Origin of the sequence: Pseudoxanthomonas fibrivorans (assembly GCF_041464125.1) — a bacterium.
Classification (GTDB): domain Bacteria; phylum Pseudomonadota; class Gammaproteobacteria; order Xanthomonadales; family Xanthomonadaceae; genus Pseudoxanthomonas.
Window position 1 is genome coordinate 2,825,596 of record NZ_JBGNUG010000001.1, and the last position, 17,785, is coordinate 2,843,380.

Annotated in this window: 18 protein-coding genes; 15 read left to right on the forward strand and 3 right to left on the reverse strand. The window is 72.6% G+C overall.

Annotation, left to right across the window (positions count from 1 at the left end):
* Window positions 1-47 precede the first annotated feature (47 nt).
* Window positions 48-2,837 (reverse strand): M16 family metallopeptidase, encoded by a 2,790-nt coding sequence (locus tag ACA089_RS13000; RefSeq protein WP_372017410.1) that lies wholly within the window; start codon window positions 2,835-2,837, stop codon window positions 48-50.
* Between ACA089_RS13000 and ACA089_RS13005 the strand changes: the two genes are divergently transcribed.
* From ACA089_RS13005 to ACA089_RS13040, 8 genes are all read left to right on the forward strand, one after another.
* A complete protein-coding gene (locus ACA089_RS13005; RefSeq protein WP_372017412.1) occupies window positions 2,810-3,625 on the forward strand; it encodes a pseudouridine synthase in 816 nt (271 codons plus the stop codon). The two genes, ACA089_RS13000 and ACA089_RS13005, sit on opposite strands and share 28 nt — an antisense overlap.
* 66 nt (window positions 3,626-3,691) lie before the next feature.
* Window positions 3,692-4,123: an alternative ribosome rescue aminoacyl-tRNA hydrolase ArfB gene (arfB, locus tag ACA089_RS13010; protein ID WP_372017414.1), complete on the forward strand. Its 432-nt coding sequence runs from the start codon at window positions 3,692-3,694 to the stop codon at window positions 4,121-4,123.
* Between the two features lie 2 nt (window positions 4,124-4,125).
* A complete protein-coding gene (locus tag ACA089_RS13015) occupies window positions 4,126-4,731 on the forward strand; it encodes a lysophospholipid acyltransferase family protein (RefSeq protein WP_372017416.1) in 606 nt (201 codons plus the stop codon).
* Between the two features lie 9 nt (window positions 4,732-4,740).
* Complete coding sequence (locus ACA089_RS13020; RefSeq protein ID WP_372017418.1) at window positions 4,741-6,171, forward strand: cryptochrome/photolyase family protein; 1,431 nt, start codon at window positions 4,741-4,743, stop codon at window positions 6,169-6,171.
* An 80-nt stretch (window positions 6,172-6,251) separates the two neighbouring features.
* A complete protein-coding gene (locus tag ACA089_RS13025; protein WP_372017420.1) occupies window positions 6,252-7,379 on the forward strand; it encodes a PQQ-dependent sugar dehydrogenase in 1,128 nt (375 codons plus the stop codon).
* Window positions 7,380-7,515: 136 nt separating this feature from the next.
* Window positions 7,516-8,133, forward strand: coding sequence for a hypothetical protein (locus ACA089_RS13030; protein WP_372017421.1), 618 nt, complete (start codon window positions 7,516-7,518; stop codon window positions 8,131-8,133).
* Window positions 8,134-8,158: 25 nt separating this feature from the next.
* Window positions 8,159-8,539: a VOC family protein gene (locus ACA089_RS13035; RefSeq protein ID WP_372017422.1), complete on the forward strand. Its 381-nt coding sequence runs from the start codon at window positions 8,159-8,161 to the stop codon at window positions 8,537-8,539.
* Between the two features lie 91 nt (window positions 8,540-8,630).
* Window positions 8,631-9,347: a hypothetical protein gene (locus ACA089_RS13040; RefSeq protein WP_372017424.1), complete on the forward strand. Its 717-nt coding sequence runs from the start codon at window positions 8,631-8,633 to the stop codon at window positions 9,345-9,347.
* A gap of 81 nt (window positions 9,348-9,428) precedes the next feature.
* Here the strand turns inward: ACA089_RS13040 and ACA089_RS13045 are convergent, their stop codons facing one another.
* The gene (locus ACA089_RS13045) at window positions 9,429-10,250 is read right to left on the reverse strand and encodes a hypothetical protein (RefSeq protein ID WP_372017426.1); all 822 of its coding nucleotides are present in this window, start codon (window positions 10,248-10,250) and stop codon (window positions 9,429-9,431) included.
* 26 nt (window positions 10,251-10,276) lie between these two features.
* On the reverse strand, window positions 10,277-10,819 hold the full coding sequence (locus ACA089_RS13050; protein WP_372017428.1) for a fasciclin domain-containing protein: 543 nt from the start codon (window positions 10,817-10,819) through the stop codon (window positions 10,277-10,279).
* Window positions 10,820-11,002: 183 nt separating this feature from the next.
* On the opposite strand from ACA089_RS13050, the gene ACA089_RS13055 reads away from it, so the two are divergent.
* From ACA089_RS13055 to ACA089_RS13085, 7 genes are read left to right on the forward strand one after another with little or no spacing between them, the layout of a single operon-like run.
* Complete coding sequence (locus ACA089_RS13055) at window positions 11,003-11,971, forward strand: acyl-CoA desaturase (protein WP_372017430.1); 969 nt, start codon at window positions 11,003-11,005, stop codon at window positions 11,969-11,971.
* A complete protein-coding gene (locus ACA089_RS13060) occupies window positions 11,968-13,230 on the forward strand; it encodes an NAD(P)/FAD-dependent oxidoreductase (RefSeq protein WP_372017432.1) in 1,263 nt (420 codons plus the stop codon). Before ACA089_RS13055 ends, ACA089_RS13060 begins: the two co-directional genes overlap by 4 nt.
* Entirely contained in the window at window positions 13,227-14,033 is an 807-nt protein-coding gene (locus tag ACA089_RS13065) for a DUF1365 domain-containing protein (RefSeq protein WP_372017434.1), read from the forward strand. Before ACA089_RS13060 ends, ACA089_RS13065 begins: the two co-directional genes overlap by 4 nt.
* Window positions 14,030-15,298, forward strand: coding sequence for a class I SAM-dependent methyltransferase (locus tag ACA089_RS13070; RefSeq protein WP_372017436.1), 1,269 nt, complete (start codon window positions 14,030-14,032; stop codon window positions 15,296-15,298). The genes ACA089_RS13065 and ACA089_RS13070 overlap by 4 nt, the downstream gene beginning before the upstream one ends.
* Window positions 15,298-16,092 (forward strand): DUF1295 domain-containing protein, encoded by a 795-nt coding sequence (locus tag ACA089_RS13075; RefSeq protein WP_372017438.1) that lies wholly within the window; start codon window positions 15,298-15,300, stop codon window positions 16,090-16,092. The genes ACA089_RS13070 and ACA089_RS13075 overlap by 1 nt, the downstream gene beginning before the upstream one ends.
* A 1-nt stretch (window position 16,093) precedes the next feature.
* On the forward strand, window positions 16,094-17,179 hold the full coding sequence (locus tag ACA089_RS13080; protein ID WP_372017440.1) for an SAM-dependent methyltransferase: 1,086 nt from the start codon (window positions 16,094-16,096) through the stop codon (window positions 17,177-17,179).
* 10 nt (window positions 17,180-17,189) lie between these two features.
* A complete protein-coding gene (locus ACA089_RS13085) occupies window positions 17,190-17,762 on the forward strand; it encodes a lipocalin family protein (protein ID WP_372017442.1) in 573 nt (190 codons plus the stop codon).
* Window positions 17,763-17,785: the final 23 nt, after the last annotated feature.

A 17,785-nucleotide genomic window follows, 5' to 3' on the forward strand; every position in this document is an offset into this window, starting at 1 on the left:
TGGCGGGCGGCCTCGCCGCGCCCGCCACGACCCAGGTTCGCGCGCGGTCAGCCGCCGGGCGGCGTGGCGGCCGCCGGCGCAGGCGCGTTCGCCGCGGCGGCGAAGTCGCCCGCCACGAACACGCTCAGTTTCGCGGGATCCAGGTGCTTGCGGATCGCGGCATTGACCTGGTCCACCGTCAGCGCGCGGTACCGGGCATCGAGGTCCGCGGTGAACTGCATCGTGCGGCCGAAGAACAGCTGGTCCTGCAGCATGCCGGCGACCTGGCCGTCGTCCGCGCGTCCCTGCTCGCGTTCGGTCAGCAGCCCGGACACCGCATCCTGCAGTTCGGCGGGGGTGACGCCGCCGGTGGCCAGCCTGGCCATTTCCTCGCGCACCGCGGCCTCGACCCGGTCCATGTTCTGCGGCGCGGCGATGGCCTGGATGCTGAAGCTGCCGGCATCGTCCTGGCCGCCGAGGCTGTCGTCGGCGTGGATGGCGCTGCCCACGCCGTAGCTCAGGCCTTCCTTCTGGCGGATGCGGTCGCCCAGTCGCGACTTCAGCGCGCCGCCGCCGAAGATGCGGTTGGCGACGACCAGCGCGGGGTAGTCCGGGTCGGTGACGCGCACGGCGACGTTGTGGCGCGCCAGCAGCACCGCGTTCGGCTTGTCCGGCGCCGGCAGGCGCTCCACCGCCGCGGACACGGCCTGGAATCGCGTGGAGATGGGCCGGTACGCGTGCGATGTCGTCCAGCCGGTGAACAGCGTCTGGAGCTGGCTGCGCACCGCCGCCGGGTCGAAGTCGCCCACGATCGCCACCTCGCCCTGCGCGGTCCCGTAGAAGTCGCGATGGAAGGCGACCAGGTCATCGCGCTGCAGCGCGCGCAGGCGCGCGAGCGATTCGTCCAGCGTTTCCACATGCAGCGGGTGTCCGGCCGGCCACGGGTCGAAATGCAGCGCCAGCGCCTGCGAGGCGATGCTGGCCGGCTCCCTGCGCGAGGCCTCCATCCCGGTGATCGCCTGCAGCTTCAGTTGCTCGAATTCGTCCTGCGGGAAGGCCGGCTCGCGCAGCAGCGAGGCCATCAGCGCCAGCGCTTCGGGCAACTGCGCGCGGCGCGTCGTCAGGGCCAGGTTGGCGCCCTGCAGTCCACCGGACACCCCGCCCTGGGTCTGCAACGCCTCCAGCTTCTGGTCGATCTGCACGCGGCTCAGCGCCTTCGATCCGCGCATCAGCATCGCCCCGGTCATCCCGGCCGCGGTATCGCGGCCGGTGAGCGAGGCGACGTCGCCGAAGCGGAACGTGCCGCTGACCACCACGGTCCCACCGCGGGTGCGCTTGGGCAGCAGTGCCACCTTCAGCCCGTCACCGAGGGTGAAGCGCTCGGTGCGCGATTCGATGTTGGCCGGGCTGGGGTCGAAGTGCTCGCCCGCGTCCACCGCCGCACGGCCGGTGTAGCCGGCGACCACGCTGGCCGCGGCGGGCGCGACCGGGACGTCCACCCGGTCCGGCGCGTCGGTCGGCACGAAGCGGCCCAGCGTCCGGTTGCTCGCGCGAAGGTACTGCGCGGCGACGCGGTTGACGTCGGCGGCGGTGACCTTCGCGATCGCGTCGCGGCTGGTGAACAGCAGGCGCCAGTCGCCGGCGGCGACGAACTCGGACAGGCCCATGCCGACCGCGTTGACGTCGGTGAAGTACAGGTCGTACGCGTTGGCGATGCGCTGCTGCGCCTGCGCCACCTCCTCGTCGGTGACCGGCGCCTTGGCCAGCTGTTCGAGCTGGGCGAGCAGCACGTCCTCCATCTTCGCCGCGTCGCCGCTGCGCGGCTGCACCGCCACGGCGGTGAACAGGCCCGCATCGGCGAGGCCTTCGGCGCTCGCGCCCGCCCCGGCGGCGATGCGGGGCTCGACCAGCGCGCGGTGCAGGCGCCCGCCCGGGGTGTGGCCGAGGACGTTGCCGAGCACCGCCAGCGCCGCGTTGTCGGCATGGGTGCGCGCCGGGATGTGGTACGCCGCGGCGACCAGGTTCAGGTCGCCGGTGCGGCGCACGGTCACCACCCGCTCGCCGTCCTGTGCCGGCTCGCGCGTGGGGGCGCGTGGCAGCGCGGTTTCCGGGTTCCTGGATTTGCCGAACGCGGCCTGCACCTTGGCCAGGGTGTCGGCCGGGTCGATGCGGCCGGCGATCACCAGGGTCGCGTTGTCGGGCCGGTACCAGGTCCGGTAGAAGGCCTGCAGCTGGCCGATTTGCAGCCCTTCGACGTCCGAGCGCGCGCCGATGGTGGAGTGCCCGTAGTTGTGCCAGAGGAAGGCGGTCGAGCGCAGCCGCTGCATCAGCACGCCGACCGGGTTGTTCTCGCCGGCCTCGAGTTCGTTGCGGACCACGGTCATCTCGCTGTCGAGGTCGGCCTTGGCCACGCGCGAGTGCAGCATGCGGTCCGCCTCCATGCCCAGCACCCATGCGAGGGTGTCCGGGTTGGCCGGGAAGGACGCGAAATAGTTGGTCCGGTCCAGCGAGGTGGTGGCGTTGAACTCGATGCCGCGGCGCTTCATTTCGCCGCTGATGTCGTCATGGGTCGGCGTACCCTTGAACAGCAGGTGCTCGAGCAGGTGGGCCATGCCGGTCTGGCCGTAGTTCTCGTGCACCGAGCCGACGCCGTAGGTCAGGTTGACCGTGACCGTGGGCTTGGTCGGGTCCGGGAACAGCAGCACGCGCAGGCCGTTGGCCAGGGTGAACTCGCTGATGCCCTCGATGCTGGGGCCGGCGGCCACGCCCTTGGGCAGGGCGGTCGCGGCGGGTGCTGCGCCGGGCAGCGCGAGGGCCAGCGCCAGGGCGAATGCGAGAATGGGCTTTCCGGGGATCATCCGTGGTCTCCAGTGCAAGGATGCCGGCGAACGCCGGCGCTTCGAGTGTCGCAGATGCCGCGCGTCCCCGCAGCGGCGCCGGAGGATGCATGCGGTTGCAGGTGCTGTACGAGGATGCGTGGCTGGCGGTGGTCGACAAGCCGGCCGGGTTGATGGTGCACGACAGCGTGCTGGCCGCCGACGAGACCGACTTCGCCGCCGACCGCCTGCGCGCGCAGTTCGGCCGGCCGATCCACCTGGTGCACCGCCTGGACCGGGCGACCAGCGGCTGCCTGCTGCTGGCCTTCGACCGGGACAGCGCCTCGGCGCTGGGCAAGGCGGTGATGGCCCAGCAGCTGGACAAGCGCTACCTGGCCGTCTGCCGGGGCTGGCCGGAGGAGGCGTTCGAGATCGACCACCCGCTGGACGGCGGCCCGGGCAAGCCGCAGAAGAAGCCGGCGGTGACGCGGTTCCGCCGCCTGGCGACCGGCGAGCTGGACGAGCCGTCGGCCGGTTTCGCCACCTCGCGCTACGCGCTGCTGGAATGCGAGCCGCTGACCGGCCGTTTCCGCCAGATCCGCCGCCACCTCAAGCACGCCTCGCACCACATGATCGGCGACACCAGCCACGGCGACGGCCGCCACAACCGCGCGTTCCGCATGCGCGGCGTGCACCGGATGCTGCTGCATGCCTGGCAGCTGGGCTTCCCGCATCCGCGGACGGGGGCGCCGACGCGGGTGGAGGCCCCGGTCGAGGGCGAGTTCCTCAGGGCGATGGCGTTGTTCGGCTGGACCCTGCCGGTCCGCTGAGCAGCGGCCCGCGCTGCTGCACCGCACACAGCGACGCGACGAGGGGCTCCCGTACAATCGCCGCCCATGTCCACCGACGTCGTCACCATCAGCCCGGAGCTGGCGATCCCCGAAGCGGAGATCGTCGAGCGTTTCGTGCGCGCCAGCGGCGCCGGCGGCCAGAACGTCAACAAGGTGTCCAGCGCGGTGGAGCTGCGTTTCGACATCGCCGGCTCGCCGTCGCTGCCCGAGCCGTTGCGCGCGCGCCTGCTGGCCCGCCGCGACCGCCGCCTGACCGATGCCGGCGTGCTGGTGATCGATGCGCAGCGCTTCCGCACCCAGGACCGCAACCGGCAGGACGCACGCGAGCGGCTCGCCGCGTTCATCGCCGCCGGACTGTCGGTGCCCAAGCGCCGGATCGAGACCAAGCCGACCCGTGCGGCCAAGCAGCGCCGGCTCGACGGCAAGCGCGAACGCGGCGAGATCAAGCGCGCGCGCACCACCCGCAGCTGGGACTGAGCATGGCCACCGTTCCGCCGCTGCTGCCGGCCATCCCGCCGAACATGCCGCAGGTGCCGGCCTCGCGGCGTTTCTCGCGCTGGCTCGGCCGCACGATCCTGCGGCTGGGCGGCTGGCGCGTCACCGGGACGTTCCCCGACGTGCCGCGGCTGGTGCTGATCGCCGCGCCGCATTCGTCCAACTGGGACGGCATCTGGGGCATGGCCGCGAAGATGGCGCTGGGGTTCGACGCGCGCATCCTCGGCAAGGATTCGCTGTTCTGGTGGCCGCTGTCGGTGGTGCTGCGCAACCTGGGCGTGATCCCGCTGGACCGCAGCAAGCCGCAGGGCGTGGTCGGGCAGAGCATCGAGCTGATCCGGGGTTCGCCGAAGCTGTGGTTCGCGCTGGCCCCGGAGGGCACGCGCAAGCCGGTCCAGCAGTGGAAGTCCGGCTTCCTGAAGATCGCCCACGGCGCCGGCGTGCCGGTGCTGATGGCCTACTTCCACTACCCCGAGAAGGTCATCGGGATCGGCCCGCTGTTCCACACCAGCGGCGACCTGGCGGCCGACATGGCCGCGATCCGCGAGTGGTACCGGCCCTGGCAGGGCAGGAACCGCGGCACGGGATAGGGGCGGACGATGGCGGTCGCCCTGGTCTGGTTCCGCGACGACCTGCGCCTGGACGACCATCCGGCGCTGCGCGCCGCGCTGGAGCGCGGCTGGCTGCCGGTGCCGGTGTACATCCACGCGCCGGACGAGGAGGGCGCATGGGCGCCGGGGGCCGCGTCCGACGCCTGGCGCCGGCGCTCGCTGGCCGCGCTGGCGGCCGCGCTGGAGGCACGCGGCTCGCGCCTGCTGGTCCTGCACGGGCACAGCCTGCCGATGCTGCAGGCCACCGCCGCCCTCACCGGGGCCGAAGCGGTGCTGTGGACGCGGCGTTACGAGCCGGCCGTCGAACAGCGCGATGCGAAGATCAAGCGCACGCTGCGCGCGGCCGGGCTGCACGCGGAAAGCTTCAACGGCTCGCTGCTGTTCGAGCCGTGGGAGGTGGCGACCAGGCAGGGCGACCCGTACCGGGTGTTCACCCCGTTCTGGCGCACGGCGCGGGGGCAGTGGCGCACGCCGAAGACCTGGGACGCGCCGGCGCGGCTGCCCTCGCCGGACGAAGCGGGGACGCCGCACGGCGCGGCGCTGGACGACCTGCTGCCGGCGCCACGCCCGGCATGGGACGCCGGCTTCTGGCAGCGCTTCACGCCGGGCGAGGCGGGGGCCCGCGAGGCGCTCGCCGGGTTCACCGCGCGCGTGCTCGACGGCTATGCCGCCACGCGCGACATGGCCGCCTCGCCAGGCACGTCGCGGCTGTCGCCGCACCTGCACTTCGGCGAGGTATCGGTGCAGCGCGTGGCCGCGGCCGTGCTCGACGCCGGCGACGGCATCGCCGCCGACGATCGCGACCGTTTCCTCGCCGAGCTGGGCTGGCGCGAGTTCGCCCACCACGTGCTGCACCACCATCCGCACGTGCCGGACCGCAACCTCGATGCCCGTTTCGAGGATTTCCGCTGGGCCAGGCCGACCCCTGCCCGCCTCGAGGCCTGGCGGCACGGCCGCACCGGCGTGCCGATCGTCGATGCCGGCATGCGCGAGCTCTGGCACACCGGCTGGATGCACAACCGCGTGCGCATGGTCGTGGCCAGCTGGCTGACCAAGCACCTGCGCCTGCACTGGGAGCACGGCGCGCGCTGGTTCTGGGACACGCTGGTCGACGCCGACCTGGCCAACAACACCCAGGGCTGGCAGTGGAGCGCCGGCACCGGCGCCGACGCGGCGCCGTACTTCCGCGTGTTCAATCCCGTCAGCCAGGCGCGCAGGTTCGATCCGGACGGGGCCTACATCGCGCGCTGGGTGCCCGAGCTGGCCGCGCTGCCGCTGCCGGCGCGGTGGGCGCCGTGGGAACACCCGGACCTGCTGCGCCGGCACGCCCCCGGCTATCCGCGCACGCCGCAGGTCGGCCTGGCCGAAGGCCGGCAGGCGGCGCTGGATGCCTTCGCCGCGCTCAGGCGCGCGCGCTGACGCGCGCCGGGCGCGTCACGGCGGCGTGACGTGCGCCGCGTAGCATCGGATCCCTTCCGTCCGCCCTGCGAGGTCACGCCATGCGCCGTTCCCCCCTCACCCTGCTCGCGTCCGCACTCCTGCTCGCCAGTGCCGCCGCCTCGGCGCAGGCGCCCGCGGCCGCGGACCGCCCCTTCGATACGGTCGAGATGGCGCGGTTCGACGAACCGTGGGCGATGACGTTCCTGCCCGATGGCCGCCTGCTGGTCACCGAGAAGGCCGGGCGCCTCTGGGTGCAGGACGTGGCCAGCGGCAAGCGCACCCGCATCGCGCACGTCCCCGAGGTCGTGCACGCCGGGCAGGGCGGCTTCGGTGACGTGGTGCTGCATCCGCAGTTCGCGCAGAACGGCTGGGTCTACCTCAGCTATGCCGAAGCCGGCGAAGGCAACACTTCCGGGGCCGCGGTGGCGCGCGCCAGGCTGGACCTGGAGGCCAACGAGCTCGACGACCTGCAGGTGATCTGGCGGCAGGTGCCGAAGGTCGCGGGCAACGGCCACTACGGCCACCGCCTCGCGTTCGGCAGCGATGGCCTGCTGTGGATCACCTCCAGCGAACGGCAGAAGTTCGATCCGGCGCAGGACATGGATTCCAACCTCGGCAAGATCGTGCGCCTGCGCGACGATGGCAGCGTGCCGGAGGGCAATCCGTTCGCCGGACAGGGCAAGGTCAGCGAGCAGGTCTGGTCGCTGGGCCACCGCAACATGCTCGGCATCGCCTTCGACGCCGATGGCCGGCTGTGGGTGCACGAAATGGGGCCCAAGGGCGGCGACGAGCTGAACCTGATCGAGAAGGGCGCCAACTACGGTTATCCGATCGTCTCCAACGGCGACCACTACGACGGCAAGCCGATTCCCGACCACGACACCCAGCCGCAGTACCGCGCGCCAGTGGTCACCTGGACGCCGGTGATCTCGCCGGCCGGTTTCGTCATCTACAGCGGCGACCGCTACCCGGGCTGGAAGGGCAGTGGCCTGATCGGCGGCCTGTCGTCGCAGAGCCTGGTGCGGGTGGCCTTCGACGGCGATCGTGCGCGCGAGGCCGAGCGCTTCGACATGGGCACGCGCATCCGCGAGGTCGAACAGGGGCCGGACGGCACGGTCTGGCTGCTCGAGGACGGCGGCAAGGGCGCGCAGGGGCGGCTGTACCGGCTGGATCCGCGCAAGCGCTGAGCCGGTCGCGGCTTGCCGGGGCCGCCGCGACCCGGCAGCATCGGCCGGCAGCGCGGCGTGCCCGCCCGCTCCGCCCCTTGAGCGCGCGGGCCGCGGACGCGCGACTTCCGATCGCGCCCCCGCCTGGGAGATCCCGTTGCAACCGCATGCCCTCGAACTCGCCCTGCGCACGCATTCCGGCCACTTCCTCTGCGAGCGGATCCATGCGGGCGGAGGGACGCGGGAGGTTCCGTTCCACCATGAGGTCGCGCCGCCGGTGCCGCCCGGGCTGCCGCCGGTCGCCGGCCGGGTGGACGAGTTCTACCGCCATTTCGGCAGCGTGACGCTGTACCACGATGCGGCGAGTGGCGACGCTGGGCGGTTCATCGCGCCGGTGGCGGCCTGGCCGGCGCTTCGCGAAGGCTTCGGGGCATGGATCGCGGCACTGGGCGACGACGAAGACGGGCTGCGGCCGGCCTGGCTCGGCTCGGCGCTGGTCGTCGGCGAGGTGCCGGGTTCCGGCAACTACATCCTGGTGGCGACGGAGGGTGACCGGGCCGGCCATGTGTTCGAGTTCGACCACGATGGCTTCGAGTTCCGCGCGCGTGCGCCCGACCTGTTCGCGTACGTGGCGGCGTGGCTGCGGCCGGACGACGCGATGCTGGTCGACATGGCGTCGCACATGCGCTTCGCCGGCGACGATCCCGCCGTCCAGTGGTGGATCCGCGAGCTCCACGACGGCGATGGCCTGCGCGCCTCGACGTCCGCCGGCTGAACCTGCACCAGGGAGGAGGTTGACCATGGAAAGCAACCCGCGCGCGCACGGCATCCGCCAGGTCGCGATCACCGTCGCCGACGTCGACGCGGCGCTCGGCTTCTACCGCGACGTGCTCGGCCTGGCGTTCCTGTTCCGGGCGGGGCCGGAACTGGCGTTCCTGGACGCCGACGGGACAAGGATCATGCTGACCACGCCGCAGGGCACGGGCGCGGTGGGCGCCAATTCGATCCTCTACTTCCGCGTGCACGACATCGCCGCCACGCACGCGGCGATGCGCGGGCGGGGTGCGACGGGCGAGCGCGAACCGCAGCTCACCGCGCGCATGCCCGACCATGAGTTGTGGACGGCATTCCTGCGCGACCCCGACGGCAACCTGGTCGGGTTGATGGAGGAGGTACGCTAGCGCGGCACGGGCCGGTGGCCGGCCGGGGACTGCTTCCGCGTTTTTCCGCGCAACGATGGCGCCGGCGGTGACGATGTCGCAGGGGGGAACGATGCGTGTCGAAGCCAGGCCGCGAGCCCGGTTCTTCCTGGCCATGGGCGTGCTGTTCCTGGCCGTGGCCCTGGCCGGCTTCACGGGCACGTACTTCGTGCCGCTGGCGCGCCGGAGTTTCAGCGCGCCAGCGGTGGTGCACGTGCATGGCGCGCTTCTGTTCGGCTGGTTGCTGCTGTTCATCGCCCAGGCGTGGCGCGTCCGGCAGCGCCGGATGGTGCAGCATCGACGCTGGGGCTGGTTCGGCGCCGGCCTGTGCGTGGCGATCATGGCCTCTGGCGTGGGCGTGGGACTGTTCGCGACCCGCCGCGACCTGGCGGCCGGTGGCGGCGACTTCGCGCTGGGCCAGTTCGTCAACATCCTGGTCGAGATGCTGCTGTTCGGCGCGCTGGTCGGCGCGGCCGTGGCGATGCGCCGCGATGGCGAAAGCCACAAGCGCCTGCTGCTGCTGGCCACCATCTCGGCGCTGGCGCCGGCCTGGCTGCGGTTCCGCCATTTCCTTCCCGGCGTGCCGCATCCGTTCGTGACCTTCTCGATCGTGGCCGACACGCTGCTTCTGGTCGCCATCGCACGCGACTGGCTCATGCTGCGGCGCGTGCATCCGGTCTACCTGTGGGCGGGAGGCGCGATGGTCGCGGTGCACGCGATCGAGCTGCTGGCGATCACCTCCGCGCCATGGACAGGGATGGCGCGGTGGCTGCTGGGCGTGTCGGGCTGACGCGCCGGGCCCAGGGCCGCAATGGAGCGGGGCGGGCGGCGGTCCGGCGCTGGCCCGTGCGGGCCAGCGCGCGGATCGGACTCAGAAGTCCCAGCGGCCGCTGATCGACAGCGGCACCGACACCCGGCTGCCGGTGTCGTTGATCGCCGCCAGGCCGAGCCCGGCAAGCGCGGAGTCGTCGTCGGACAGGTCGCCGATGTAGTTGATCCCTCCGCTGATCGTCATGCCGAAGCGCTCGGTGAACGGGACCTGCACCCCGGCTTCGACCCCGCCGCTCACGGCCCACGCCTTCTCGAAGAACGGGGCGTCCGGGATCGTGATCGCGGCGGCGGGAATGTCGAAGGTGGCCTGGATGGCATCGGTCTCGGTCGCGCCCAGGCGCGCCGCCACGAACGGCCGGGCCCAGCGCGCCTCGCCGAAGTAGTGCCGGTAGCCGAACTCCCACGCGTAGGCGTCATAGCCGGAGAAGTGGCCGAAGACGTCGAGCTCGGTGGCCAGCGCGGGCACGTAGGCGGCGCCGACCCGCAAGCGGCCGTCGTCGGCGCTGGTCTGGCGGGCCTGGACGAACACCTCGGAGCGTTCGGACAGGCCATAGGCCAGCTCCAGGCCGACCGACATCGCCGCACCGTAGACCTGGTCGTGGCCGCGCGCGCCGATGCGCAGTTCGGCATCGACCCCGGCCAGCGCGGGGTTGAGCGGACCCAGGTCGGGGACCGCGACGGTGGCGCCCTTGTGCACGTCGCCGCTGACGGGAGTGTCGAGCGAGCCGAGCACGGACATCGAGAAGCGGCCTTCGGTGGGGCCGGCGAAGGCCGCGGGTGCGAGGGTGCAGAGCGCGGTGGCGAGCAGCAGCTTGTTCATGGCGATGGTCTCGTCGGTAGGGTGGCCGGTGGCGGGGTGCATGACCGCCACCCGGCGAACGGGGTACGTCAGGGCATCAGCACGCGGTCGATGACGTGGACCACGCCGTTGCTGGCGGCCAGGTCGGCGGCGGTCACGTGCGCCGAGCCGCCCTTGGCATCGGTCAGCTGCACGCGGTCGCCATCCAGGCTCGCGACGAGCGTCCCGCCCTGCGCGGTGGTGAGCGTGGCCTTGCCGCCGCCGGCCTTGATCCTGGCCGCCAGCGAGGCCGCATCGAGCTTGCCCGGCACGACGTGGTAGGTCAGCACGCCGGCCAGGCGCGAGGTGTTGGCCGGCTGCAGCAGGGTGTCGACGGTCCCGGCAGGCAGGGCGTCGAACGCCGCGTCGACCGGCGCGAACACGGTGAACGGTCCGGTGCCCTGCAGCGTGTCGACCAGGCCGGCGGCCTTGACCGCTGCCACGAGCGTGGTGTGCCGGGGCGAGCCGCTTGCGACGGCGACGATGTCGCCGCGAACGGCGGCCTGCGCCGCAGCGGTGCCGGCCACGGCCGGCGCCGCCAGCGGGGCGAGCAAGGCAAGAGAGAAGGCGAGGGCGATGCGATGGCGCTTCATGGGGTGCCTCGTGCGTTGGACAGGGGTGGCTGCGCGGATCGGCAGCGGGGGTCTTTACGCCGGGAGCGCGCCATCGGATCCCATGCACCACCACGCCGGGCATCCGGCGTGCCGCGGGGATCCATTCCGCCTCGTGCCGCGTATGCACACCCGGCGCAGGACCGCGCTGGCCGGAGATCGCCGATGCACGAAGCCGTTCCGCAGGCGGATACGCCGCTGGCCTACCCGCACGCCGCATGGGCGCGGCTCGGCATGTGGCTGGCCGGCGGCGCGGCGCGCCGCGGCAACGAGGGCCCGGTGGGCCGGCGGATCGACTGGCTGCGTGCGCTGCCCTTCGTCGGGCTGCATGCCGGGTGCGCTGGCGTGATCTGGGTGGGCGTGTCGCCGGTGGCGCTGGGCGTGGCCATCGCGCTCTACCTGGTGCGGATGTTCGCGATCACCGCCTTCTACCACCGCTACTTCTCGCACCGTGCCTTCCAGACCTCGCGCGCGCTGCAGCTGCTGTTCGCGGTCATCGGCGCCGCCGGCGTGCAGCGCGGGCCGCTGTGGTGGGCCGCCCACCATCGCCACCACCATCGCCATGCCGACACGGTCGACGACCCGCATTCGCCCGGCGTGCGCGGATTCCTGTGGAGCCACGTCGGCTGGTTCCTGACCCCCGAGGCGTTCGCCACCGACCATCGCCGCATCGGCGACCTGCTCCGCTACCCGGAACTGCGCTGGCTGGACCGCTACGACACGGCGGTCCCGCTGCTGCTCGCGGTCGTCCTGTACGCGCTCGGCGCGCTGCTGGCGCGGCTCATGCCGGGCCTGGGCACCAGCGGGCCGCAGATGCTGGTCTGGGGATTCTTCGTGTCCACCGTGGCGCTGTTCCACGCCACGGTGACGATCAACTCGCTGGCGCACCGCTTCGGCCGGCGCCGGTTCGACACGCGCGACGACAGCCGCAACAACGCCTGGCTGGCGCTGCTGACCCTGGGCGAAGGCTGGCACAACAACCACCACTTCTACCCGGGCTCGGCGCGGCAGGGTTTCCGCTGGTACGAGATCGACCCGACGTGGTACGTGCTGCGCGCGATGCAGGCCCTCGGGCTGGTCTGGGGCCTGCGTCCGGTGCCGGCCTGGGTGATGGGCAAGGCGGTGCGCCGGTGAGGATCGCCGTCGTGGGTTCGGGCATCGCCGGCCTGTCGGCGGCCTGGCGGTTGTCGCGGCGCCATGACGTGGTGCTGTTCGAGGCGGACGACCGCCTCGGCGGGCACACCCACACCCACGAGGTGCACCACGAAGGCCGCACCTACCACGTCGATACCGGCTTCATCGTCCACAACCCGGGCCACTACCCGCGCCTGACCGCGCTGTTCGACGACCTCGGCGTCGCCACCCGGCCGGCCACGATGGGTTTCTCGGTGCAGCGCGAGGACGGGCTGGAGTACAGCGCGTCCTCGGCCGACACGCTGTTCTGCCAGCGGCGCAACCTGGCGTCGCCGAGGTTCTGGGGGATGCTCGCCGACCTCGTCCGCTTCTACCGCCAGGCGCCCCGCCTGCTGCACCAGCCCGGCCCGGGGCCGACCCTCGGCGACTACCTCGCCGCGAACGGCTACGGCGACGCGTTCCGCGACGACCACCTGGTTCCGATGGCCTCGGCGCTGTGGTCATCGCCGGCGGCGCGCATTCTCGAGTTCCCGGTGCAATACCTGGTGGCGTTCATGGCCAACCACCAGATGCTGCAGCTGGCCGGCCGGCCGCAGTGGCGGGTGGTGGAGGGCGGTTCGTCCACCTACGTCCAGCGCCTGCGCGAACGCTGGAACGTGGACGTGCGCCTGCGTTGCCCGGTGCGGGCGGTGCGCCGCTTCGAAGGCGGCGTGCGCCTGCTCCACGCCGCCGGGATAGAGCCGTTCGAACACGTGGTGCTGGCCTGCCACAGCGACCAGGCGCTGGCGCTGCTGGCCGACGCCGACGCGCGCGAGCGGGCGATCCTCGGCGCACTCGAATACCAGGACAACGACGTCGTCCTGCACACCGACGCCGCCCTGCTGCCGCGCAATCGCAAGGCCTGGGCGGCATGGAACGCGTACGTGCCGGCCGATCCGGCGGCGCCGTGCACGGTGAGCTACTGCATGAACCTGCTGCAGGGGCTGCAGTCGCACGAGCCGTTCGTGGTGACACTCAACCGCGGCCACGCCATCGACCCGGCGCGGGTGGTGAAGCGGCTGCGCTATGCGCACCCGGTCTATACCCGTGCGTCGGTCGCCGCGCGCGCGCGCGCCAGCGAGATCCAGGGGCTCCGCCGGACCTGGTTCGCGGGCGCCTACTGGGGCTGGGGCTTCCACGAAGACGGCATCCGCAGCGGCGAGGAGGTCGCGGCGGCGGTCGAGGCGCACGCCGCGCACCGCATCGGGGCGGCGGCATGAGTCCGTTGCACAGCGCCGTGTACGAGGGCCGCGTCGTGCACCGGCGCCACCTGCCGCGTGCGCACGCGTTCGGCTACCGCGTGGCCCAGCTCTACCTGGACCTGGACGAGGTCGACCGGGTCTTCGCGGGGCGCTGGCTGTGGTCGTCCCGCCGCCGCAACGTCGCCGAGTGGCGGCGCGGGGACTTCCTCGACCCGGACGTGCCCTCGCTGCGGGAGGCCGTGCTGGACCGGGTCGAGCAGGCGGGGGCGGGACGTCCGGCCGGCCCGGTGCGGATGCTCTGCCATCCGCGCTACGCCGGCTACGTCTTCAACCCGGTGACCTTCTACTACTGCCATGCCGCCGCCGACGCCGGGGGCGCGCTGGAGGCCGTGGTCGCCGAAATCACCAACACCCCGTGGGCCGAACGCCACGCCTACGTCCTGCCGGTCGCCCGTGCCGAGCGGCGTGGCCCGGCGCTGCAATGGCGCTTCGACAAGGCCTTCCACGTGTCGCCGTTCATCGGCATGGCGCGCCGCTACGAATGGCGCTTCACCGTGCCGGGCGAGGGCCTGGCCGTGCACATGCAGGTCGGCGATGGCGCCACCCGCGAGTTCGACGCGACCCTCGGCCTGCGCCGGCGCCCGCTGGACGGCGCCGCGCTGGCGCGCGTGCTGTGGCGCTATCCGCTGATGACCGCGCAGGTGACCGGCGCGATCCACTGGCAGGCGCTGCGGCTGTGGCTCAAGCGAACCCCCTTCCACTCCCACCCACGGCTGGCGGACGGCGTGCCGCCGGATCCGCCCACGGACGCCCGGCCATGACCCAGACCTCCCTCCGCATCGACGCCAGCGGCGCGCCGTCCGCGCTCGACGGCTGGTTGCGCGCGCGCCTCCTGCAGCGGCTGGTGGGGCTGCGCCACGGCGCGCTGGTGATCGAGGACGCGTGGGGGCGCGCGGTCCTCGGCGAGCGCGGCGCGCGCGAAGTGCGCATGGTGGTGGACGACCCGCGTGCCTACCGCATGCTGGCGCTCAACGGCAGCATCGGCGCCGGCGAGGCTTACGGCGCCGGCCTCTGGCGGTGCGACGACCTGGTCGGGCTGGTGCGGCTGCTGGTGCGCAACCGCGGCCTGCTCGACGCGATGGAGACCGGGCCGGCGAGGCTGGGCGGCGCCGCGCAACGCGCCTGGCACGCCTTGCGCGGCAACACGCGGGCCGGTTCGCGCCGCAACATCGCCGCGCACTACGACCTGGGCAATGACTTCTTCGGCCTGTTCCTGTCCGCCGACCTGATGTACTCCTCCGCGTTGTGGGAGACGGGCGACAGCCTCGATCAGGCCTCCACCCGCAAGCTCGACGCGATCTGCCGCAAGCTCGACCTGCGCGAAGGACAGCGGGTGCTGGAGATCGGCACCGGCTGGGGCGGTTTCGCGATCCATGCCGCGTCCGCGTACGGCTGCAGGGTCACCACCACTACGATCTCGCGCGAGCAGTTCGAACTGGCCCGCGCGCGCGTGGCCGAAGCCGGGCTGCAGGACCGGATCGAGCTGCTGCTGCAGGACTACCGCGACCTCGACGGGCGCTACGACCGGGTGGTCTCGATCGAGATGATCGAGGCCATCGGCGCCGGCTACCAGGACACGTACTTCGGCAGGCTCGGCGCGTTGCTCGCCGACGACGGCATGGCCCTGGTCCAGGCCATCACCATCGAGGACCACCGCTACGCCCGGGCGCTGCGATCGGTGGACTTCATCAAGCGGCATATCTTCCCGGGCAGCTTCATTCCCTCGGTACAGGGCATGCTCGCCGCCAAGACCCGCGCCAGCGACCTGCAGCTCGTGCACCTCGAGGACTTCGGCCTGTCCTACGCGCGCACGCTGTGCGCCTGGCGCGAGCGCTTCCTGCAGGCGCTCGACCGCGCCCGCGCGCAGGGCTACGACGAGCGCTTCCTGCGCCTGTGGGACTTCTACCTGGCCTATTGCGAGGGCGGCTTCCTCGAGCGTTCGATCGGCGTGTCGCACCTGCTGCTGGCCCGCCCCGGCGCACGGCCACCGCACGGCGACCGCTGGGTCGCCGGGGGCGCCGGCTGATGGGCGTGCCCGTGCAGCTGGGCCTGCTGGCATTGCTGATGGCGGCGGTGATGTTCGCCGGCTGGCGTGTCGAGCGCGCGCGCCGCAATGCCGGCATCGTCGACGTGCTGTGGGCCGCCGGGATGGGCGCGGCCGCGCTGCTGACGGCCGGGCTGGGCGACGGCGCGCCGCTGCCGCGGACCCTGCTGGCGGTGCTGGCCGGCGCCTGGGCCCTCCGGCTGGCCCTGCACCTGGCGCACCGGGTACGCGGCGAGGCGGAGGATGGCCGTTACCGGCACCTGCGCGCGCACTGGAACGATCGCGGCCTGCCGTTCCTGCTGCTGTTCCTCGCCCAGGCCGGGCTGGTGGTGCTGTTCGCGTTGCCGTTCGTGGCCGTGGCCGCCAATCCCGTGTCCGTTCCCACCGCCTGGACCCTGCTGGGCGTGCTCGTCTGGCTGGGCAGCCTGGCCGGCGAAACCGTCGCCGACCGCCAGCTGGCGCGGTTCCGGGCCGACCCGCGCAACCGCGGGCGCACCTGCGACGCCGGCCTGTGGCGCTGGTCGCGCCATCCGAACTATTTCTTCGAATGGCTGCACTGGTTCGCCTACGTAGCCCTGTCGGTCGGCTCGCCGCTGCACCTGCTTTCCTGGACCGGACCGGTGCTGATGTACCTGTTCCTGCGCTACTTCAGCGGCATTCCCTGGACGGAGGCGCAGGCGCTGCGGACCCGGGGCGAGGACTACCGCCGCTACCGCGAACGCACCCCGGCCTTCTTTCCCTGGTTTCCCCGCGAACACGACCGCAGGAGCACGTGAGATGGATACAGCGGCAGCCATGGCGGGAGCGCCCGGCGAGCGGCCGGAGGCTGGCCTCACCGGACTGGCCGAGCGTGGATGGCTGCCGGATGCGGCCATCCGTCACGGCATCCGCCGCCTGTGCGCGCAGCGCCTCCGGCAATGCCTGGCCGGCGGCGCGGCGCAGCAGCAGGCGCGCCACCGGGACCTGCTGGAGACGCTGCGGCGGATGCCGGTGGCGGTGCACGTGGATGCCGCGAACGCGCAGCACTACGAAGTCCCGGCCGCGTTCTTCGCGCATTGCCTGGGCCCGCGCCTGAAATACTCCGCGTGCCTGTTCGAGCGCGAGGACGCGACCCTGGCCGAGGCCGAGGAGGCGATGCTGGCGCTGTACGCCGCCCGTGCCGGCCTGGCCGACGGCATGGACATCCTCGAACTGGGATGCGGCTGGGGCTCGCTCACGCTGTGGATGGCCGAGCGCTTCCCGGCCGCGCGCATCACCGCCGTCTCGAACTCGCAGTCGCAGCGCGCCTGGATCGAGGCCCGCTGCCGCGAGCGCGGCCTGGCCAACGTGCGCGTGCTCACCTGCGACGTCAACCGGCTCGAGCTGGCAGGTTCGGCGTACGACCGGTGCGTATCGGTGGAAATGTTCGAGCACGTGAGCAACCACGAGGCGCTCATGTCGCGCATCGCCGGTTGGCTCCGGCCGGAGGGCCGGCTGTTCGTGCACATCTTCGTGCACCGCGTCGCGGCCTATGCGTTCGAGGCGCAGGGCGGGGACAACTGGATGGGCCGGCACTTCTTCACCGGCGGGATCATGCCCGCGGCCGACACCCTGCTCCACCTGCAGCGCGACCTGGTGCTGCAGGACCGCTGGCTGGTGGACGGCCACCACTACCAGCGCACCGCCGAGGCCTGGCTGGCCAACCAGGACCGCCACCGCGACGTGCTCCTGCCGGTGCTCGCCGAAGCCTATGGCGGCAAGGCACGGGCGCGGCTGTGGTTCCGGCGCTGGCGGATGTTCTGGATGGCCTGCGCCGAACTGTTCGGCTACGACCGTGGCCGGCAATGGATGGTCGCCCACTACCTGTTCGCGCCAAGGCGCTGAGGACCACCCCATGCATGCCCATCGCCGCGCCACGTTCCTGCCCTCGCTTGCCATCGCCACCCTGCTCACCGCCTGCGCCGGCGGCAGCCACCCGCGCCCGATCGAGCCGGTGGCCCATGTCGACATCGACCGCTTCATGGGGGACTGGTACGTGATCGCCTCGATCCCGACGCCCATGGAGCGCGAGGCGGTCAACGCGGTGGAGAGCTACTCGCGCGGCGCGGACGGACGCATCGACACGGTGTTCCGCTACCGCGCGGGCCGCCCGGACGGCGAGCTGGAGACCATGACGCCCACCGGCTTCGTCCGCGAGGGATCCGGGAACGCGGTGTGGGGGATGCGCTTCGTCTGGCCGGTGAAGGCCGAGTACATCATCGCCTCGCTGGCGCCGGACTACTCGGACACCATCGTCGCGCGCAGCAAGCGCGACTACGTGTGGATCATGGCCCGCAGCCCCAGCCTGCCCGAGGCGCGCTACCGGGAACTGGTGCGCCAGGTCGCGGCGATGGGCTACGACACCGGGCGCCTGCGCCGGGTGCCGCAGCACTGGCCCGAAGCGCAGCCGCGGCCGCCGCTGCCGTGACCGGTGCGCGGCCCACGGGGATC